Here is a 7129-nt window from a genome sequence, read left to right as displayed (position 1 = left end):
ATTCGGATTCGGATTCGGACTAATGCTTTGGTCTACTTAGACTGAAGTTCAATCGGTGTCACAGCAATTCCACTGCCGTTGTGACACCGTTTAAGCACTGGAAAATAAAATAAAAAGCTAGGGCGTGTTGATCTTTCGAGCTGATTTTTGCAGCGAGTTGCTGGGTATTTGTACAAGGCAGAGGCGTCGATGTGTAGCTAGCCTACATAAGAAGCCGATAACGTAGTAGAAATGGCCAGCAAACGCTGCCCGAAGGGTTCAGCTAAAAGCGTTTTACTCTTTGTTGAGGGGGATTTGCTTAGAGTGACTAGGCTACTTCCCCCTCGCCGCGATTAAAACGCTTTTATCTCGAACAAAATTTAATCACGAAAGGTCAACACGCCCTGAACAGTGCCAAATAAGAAGCACAAGGAAGCAAAGATGGAGACAAACACATCCCATGAGCGAGTAATAGACGCACAAGCTTATCAGCAGCTTGAAGCGATACTGGCTCAAAAAATAGAAACAGAACGCATTGTCACTCAAGAGGCAAAGCGATTGGCTTACGGCACTGATGCGAGTTTCTATCGCTTGGTGCCGAAAATGGTTCTAAGGCTTAAAAACTTAGACGAAGTGATATTCACCATTCAAAGCTGTCGCGAACTCGGCATTCACTTTACCTTCCGCGCCGCAGGCACCAGCCTGTCAGGACAAGCGGTTTCAGATTCGGTACTCATCACACTGACCGATGACTGGCGTGGCCACGAAATTGTCGATAACGGCAATCAAATCATTCTTCAGCCCGGTGTAATTGGCGCAGATGCCAACAAATACCTCGCTCCTTTCCAACGTAAAATCGGCCCAGATCCAGCTTCAATCAATACCTGTAAAATCGGTGGTATCGCCGCGAACAACGCCAGCGGCATGTGTTGTGGTACTGCGCAAAACTCGTATCGCACCGTTGAGAGCATGAAAATCGTATTGAGTGATGGCTCCCTGCTTGATACGGCTGACAACGCAAGTGTTGAGGCATTCAAGCAATCACACAAAGCACTGTTTGAAGGCATTGTCGAATTACATCAACAGACAGCTTCAAACCAAGAACTCGCAGACAGAATCCGCCACAAGTACCGCCTCAAAAACACCACTGGCTACGCTCTGAATGCTTTGGTCGATTACCACGATCCAATTGAGATCATCAAACATTTGATGATTGGCTCAGAAGGCACGCTAGGCTTCATCGCAGAGATCACCTACAACACGGTTATCGAACACCCAAACAAAGCCTCGGCTCTGTTGGTGTTTGCCGACATCGAACAAGCCAGTAAAGCCGTTACTACGCTATCAAAAACACCCGTTGCTGCGGTTGAATTGATGGATGGCAGAGCACTACGTTCTGTCGCAGACAAACCAGGTATGCCTGCATTCATGCCGAACTTGGATTTAGAAGCCGCAGCGATTTTGGTTGAATCACACGCCAGCTCCCAGCCGGACTTAGATTTACAATGTAAATCAATTTTGGACGCATTGACTGAATACACGATTGTTGAATCGGTGCCTTTCACTTCCGATCCAAAGACAGTCGCAACTCTGTGGGGCATCCGAAAAGGCATGTTCCCTGCCGTTGGAGCCGTTCGTGAAGTTGGCACAACCGTTATCATCGAAGACGTGGCTTTCCCTGTCGAAAACCTTGCTAATGGTATTCGAGAGCTGCAAGAACTGTTCGATAAATACGACTACAGCGAAGCGATTATTTTTGGTCACGCCCTCGAAGGCAACCTGCACTTTGTGTTTACTCAAGGTTTCGACAGCAAAACAGAAATCGACCGCTACGGCGGTTTCATGGATGACGTTGCCGAACTGGTTGCGGTGAAATACCAAGGTTCTCTGAAAGCAGAGCATGGTACTGGTCGTAACATGGCGCCTTATGTGGAATTGGAATGGGGCAAAGACGGCTACGCCTTGATGCAACAGATCAAAGCGCTGTTTGACCCAGAAAGGCTGCTTAACCCCGGCGTTATCATCAACGATAATCCAAATTCACACATCACCAATTTGAAGCCAATGCCTGCTGCCGATGACCTTGTCGATCGCTGTATTGAGTGTGGCTTCTGTGAGCCTGTTTGTCCGTCTCGTACGCTGACTCTATCACCACGCCAACGCATTGTTCTGTACCGAGAACTGCAACGCCGCCGAGCTGCGGGTGAAGAAATAGAAGCAAGCGAACTAGAGAAAACCTTCGAATACCAAGGCATTGATACCTGCGCCGCAACCGGCCTGTGTGCCGAGCGTTGCCCTGTGGGAATCAACACCGGCGACTTGATCAAGAAGCTTCGTATTGCCAAGTACGAGAAATTTACGCCAATCGCTAAGTGGACAGCGGATCATTTCTCGACCACCACTAAGCTGACCAAGGCTGGCCTCAAAACCAATCAAGTGGCGAGCAAAGTATTAGGCGCGAATACCGTAGGCAAGCTAACCAACGGCCTGCGCTCAATAACTAAAGGTGCAACACCGGTTTGGATGCCGGAGATGCCGCAATCCAATAGTCACTCGCTAGTCTCATCACCAGCGACAGCAGAATCCTCAAGCAATCATAAGAAGGTGGTTTACCTGCCTTCGTGTGCCAGTCGCACCATGGGACAACAGAGTGATGCGGGCGACCAACGCCCTCTAACTGAAGTGACCATGTCTTTGCTTAACAAAGCAGGATTTGAGGTGATTCTTCCGAAGAAGCTAGACGACCAATGTTGTGGCATGCCTTACGACAGCAAAGGGATGACCGATTTAGCCCAATATAAAGCGCAACAGCTCGAAGAAGTGTTGTGGCAGGCCAGTCGTCAGGGTGAATACCCAGTCTTAATGGATACCAGCCCATGTGCTAAACGCAGTATTGAACAGTTCACCAAACCGTTAGAGGTATTAGAGCCGACAGGGTTTGTGAATCAATACCTGCTTGAACACCTGACGCTTGAGCCGCTACAAGAGACCGTGATGCTGCATGTGACTTGTAGCTCTCGTCGAATGGGTTTGGAAGGCGCGATGTTGAGCCTTGCTAAAGCGTGTACCGAAGAGGTGATTGTTCCTGAGCATATTCAGTGTTGTGGTTGGGCGGGTGATAAAGGTTTTACTACGCCAGAACTGAACGAGGCTGCGGTACACCCACTCAAAGAACAAGTACCGAGCAACTGTACTCGTGGGTTCAGTAACAGTCGAACCTGTGAGATCGGTTTGTCACACCACAGTGGCATTCCGTATCAATCAATCTTGTACTTGGTGGACGAAGTCGCGCAATAGCGAAACCTCCCCACTTAAGGTATCGAGCAATTAGCTTAAACCTACAACGAAAAATGGCAGCCCAATCAGGCTGCCATTTCTTTATTCGATTTAAAACGTATTACCGAGCTAGATATTGATGAGCTAACGGCTACTGAGCTAGGCGTATCAACTCTTCTGGCGAGTAGTGTTCTGCTTCTGCACCTTTGGCGATTAAGTCGATCATTTGGAACTCATTCATGTCACCAAACTCTTTAGTTAAATAATCACGAAACGCTTTCTCATTCGGCCATTTACCTCGTACGATATAGCCCTCTTCTTTGTCAAAGTCTTCCGTTTCAAAAAAGGAAAAGTCGGTCATACCAATATTGTGACAATACAAAACGAGATACATGTTGAATCCTTAACGCTGAACACTTAACTAAGCTAAAAACCGATCGACAACCGATCCGAAAGCCAATTCAAAAAAACAGGCTCAAGGTTACAACATAAATGCCAAATCGAACACTCAATCGAATAGCACGTCGAAAACTTAAGCAGCCTGTTCTTTTTCGTTAATCATCAAACATCATATTAATTGCAGCACCTAACAGGATCAGACCAACAATTGGTCCCATGACAGCGATTGGCGCGCGTTCAATGTAGGGCAAGTTCTCAGCAATCATCAAACCCCATTCCGGTGCAGGAGGCTTAGCTCCCAAGCCGATGAAGCTAAGCGAGGTCAGGCTCAATGTGATTACTGGCAGCCTCAACATCGCGTGCCTTAGCAAAGGTGGCAATACATAAGGAAGCAAGTAGAAACGGAAGATTCGAAGCTTGCTGGTGCCCCACAATGGCGCGAGATGCGTATAAGGTTGAGCCTTTGCTTCCACGATCAAGCTTGAGCAGTGGGCGGCTAACGGCGCCCACGACACCAATACAATCGCGATTAATGCGCTGTTCGGATTCATCCCCGTTAAACCTGCAACAAGCAAGCCTGCGATAATATATGGGATCCCCTTGGTGATCTCGATAAGGCCTTGGCTAAAGCGGGTGTTGAAACCCATGATGATGCCCGTCACCAAGCTCAAGAACGTTGCCAAAATACCGGCCTGGAAGGTCGAGACCATGCCCGAGCCGATTCTCGCTAACAGATCTCGGCCAATGCCATCCGCACCCAAAGGCGCTTGCCAACTTGGATCTGCTAAACGAGAAAATTGACTGGTGTATGGGTCACGAAATGCAGCCCAAACCACGATAGCAATCAGGAATGAGAATATTGAAAAAGCAACAGCACGCTTGTTGCGGCTTTGTGTAAAGCGAAACGAAGAGTGGCTACTAATGAGCTTACCGCTTTTCAGGCTGTGACCCAGAATCAGCTGTTGAACAAACAAGCTCATGCTGCTCACAGCAATTGAAAACAGTAGCAGCACCAACAGGCCACCTTGCAGCATCGGCAAGTCTTGCGCCTTAGCTGCGCCTAGAATCATGCGCCCGATACCCGGAATCGAGAAGATAAGCTCAACCGCGACCGCGCCACCAGTCAAACCAATCACGATCATCGCGATTTGTGGGATCAGGCTGCTCAGCGCTCTTTTCAGCGCAAAGCGAATAATTTGGTTGGAGTGAACGTTGGCACTAAGCCAAGTGATCACCCAAGGTTCATTTAAAACGCGTTGTAAACTGTCTCTGAGTAGGCGGCTAAATAGGCCACTAGCAGGCAGTGCGAGCGCTAAACTCGGTAGCCAGATATCTTGCCAACCTTGCCAACCATACGGCGGCAGCCAACCTAACCAGATAGAGAACACCAGTATTAATACCGAGGCCACTACGTACTCTGGCAACGATATTAATACCGTACTTAAACTGCTGTAACTCTGCCCTAGTTTGCCCTTCTTCCAACTGCGCAAGGTAGCAAGTAAACCTGCACCGCACAGTGCAAAAGTCATCACCAATGCGCTCGACATCAAAAACAGAGATGTCGACGCTGTTTTTTGAATACCTAACGCAACCGAAGATCCATCAATCCAGGATTTACCTAGGTCACCCGAAAAAGCGCTTCCTATCCAGTCGATCAAGCGCTCACTTGCCGAACGGTCAAGCTGAAGATCAGCACGCACCGCTGCTAAAGCTTCAGGCGTAAGCAGGTGTTGTTGCCCCGCCCTCGCACGCAGAATGGATTGGCTTGGGTCGATGCCCGCGATATCAGGCATCAAGCCAACAAGAATCACCACCACAATCAGTGAGGCGATTCTTGATAACCAAGGCGTCAAGAGAAATAAGGTTCGACGCAGAGTCTCAGCAGATAGCATCTATTTAGTTAGCCTGTTTCGCTTGTTTGATCTGTGTAGTTTGGTCAACTAAACGGCGCTCACTTGGGTCACGAACCACATTGCTCACGCGCTCGCTTTCACCTTGAATCACACGTTCGTGAAGCAGTGGAATAGCCGCGAAGTCGTTAAGGATTTTTTGCTCGGCTTCGATGATCGCTTGCTGACGCAATGCACCTAATGGTTGCAGATCAGCGTGAGTCAGTGCTTGGTCTATTTCTTGAGAACAGAATTGACCAAGATTGAATGAACCCTTACAACCAAAGTCACTCATCATGTAAGCCACTGGGTCACCAGAATCTAGAACCGTTGCGCGAGAAAGGATAAACGCGTCGAACTTACCAGATAGCGCATCGTTCTCGATCTGAGCGTATTCACGAATATCCAGCTCAACCTTGAAACCAGCCGCTTCAAGTTGTTGCTTCAGTAGCGCTGCCACTTCTGGAAGCTCTGCACGGTCGGTAAAGGTACCGATAACAATACTTTCACCGTTTGCTTTTAGCGTTTTGTCGATTGCTTGACCTTCAGGTCGGATCGGCTCAGCCCAAGCAAGTGCAGGACCTAATAGGCCTTGTGCGATGTCCGCGTGGTTTTCATAAACGGTATTCACGATTTGTTCACGGTCTACCGCAGCAGCCGCGACTTTGCGTAGTTCAATCTCGCTAAATACACCTGACTTATTGTTTAGGTAAAGCGTGTTGGTACGAGGCATTGCTACTTCGTAAAGCAGGTTCGGATCAATGGTCGCGATTTGTGAAACGGGTACTGCTTCAACGATGTCTGCTGTGCCTGTTCTTAAAGCTGCAGCGCGAGCAAAACCGTTAGGAACGTATTCTGCAATCACAGATTCAACTTGCGCTTTTTCACCCCAGTAGCCATCGAAACGTTTTAGCTTCGCGCTGGTTGTACCGTTAATTTCAGTCAACTCAAACGGGCCCGTACCTGCACCCATTGGGCTAACACGGCCATCTTCTTGGTAAGCACTTGCTGCAAGAATCGCTAATTGAGGGCTTGATAAACGGCTTGGTAAAAGAGGGTCATCAAAGCTGGTCTTGATCTCTACGCGGTAGTTGTCCATCGCTTTCACTTCGAGATCGACACCATCTAGAATGCGTGGCTTAGGTGCCGCCTCAAGCGCTTTCTGCAAAGAGTTCACTACGGATTCTGCGGTTAACGTAGAGCCATCGTGGAATTTAACACCTTGTCGAATAGTGAACTGCCAAGTCAGTGGATCAAGATGTTTCCAATCAGTCGCTAGCATTGGTTCTGCTTCTGAGGTTGGGCTCAAGTTCACTAACGTTTCAGCCGTGCTCCAACGTGATAGTTTGAACGCATCATCAGAAAGTGGCGATAGGCCCGTTCTTGGTGGCTGCATCATCGCAACACGAATTTCAGATTTTACTGCGGCATCGCTCGACTCTGGTTGAGAGTCAAAACAGCCCGTCAAAGGCAGAGCCAACGCAAGCGCGCAAGCCAGTTTGATTGAATTAAAACGCATAGTTATTTTTCTCTGTAAGCAGTGTTGTGTTAATAAGCAGTATTTCGTTAATAAACAGTCTTTCGTT

4 protein-coding genes are annotated in these 7129 nt (G+C 48.3%); 1 reads left to right on the top strand and 3 read right to left on the bottom strand.

Annotated elements, in window-relative coordinates; genetic code table 11:
* The first annotated feature begins 420 nt into the window (after positions 1-420).
* Complete coding sequence (locus AB4323_RS04415; RefSeq protein ID WP_372151722.1) at positions 421-3276, top strand: FAD-binding and (Fe-S)-binding domain-containing protein; 2856 nt, start codon at positions 421-423, stop codon at positions 3274-3276.
* Positions 3277-3406: 130 nt separating this feature from the next.
* On the opposite strand, the gene AB4323_RS04410 is transcribed toward AB4323_RS04415, so the two are convergent.
* The 3 genes from AB4323_RS04410 to AB4323_RS04400 all read right to left on the bottom strand — a co-directional run bounded on the left by AB4323_RS04410 (position 3407) and on the right by AB4323_RS04400 (position 7062).
* On the bottom strand, positions 3407-3649 hold the full coding sequence (locus AB4323_RS04410; protein WP_102548152.1) for a hypothetical protein: 243 nt from the start codon (positions 3647-3649) through the stop codon (positions 3407-3409).
* Between the two features lie 160 nt (positions 3650-3809).
* Complete coding sequence (locus tag AB4323_RS04405) at positions 3810-5546, bottom strand: ABC transporter permease subunit (protein WP_102548153.1); 1737 nt, start codon at positions 5544-5546, stop codon at positions 3810-3812.
* Positions 5547-5550: 4 nt separating this feature from the next.
* Entirely contained in the window at positions 5551-7062 is a 1512-nt protein-coding gene (locus AB4323_RS04400) for an ABC transporter substrate-binding protein (RefSeq protein WP_372151720.1), read from the bottom strand.
* Between the last annotated feature and the right edge of the window lie 67 nt (positions 7063-7129).

This window comes from Vibrio sp. 10N.261.52.C11, assembly GCF_041471405.1.
GTDB classification, from domain to species: domain Bacteria; phylum Pseudomonadota; class Gammaproteobacteria; order Enterobacterales; family Vibrionaceae; genus Vibrio; species Vibrio crassostreae_C.
This window is presented reverse-complemented; position numbering and strand designations above follow the sequence as displayed.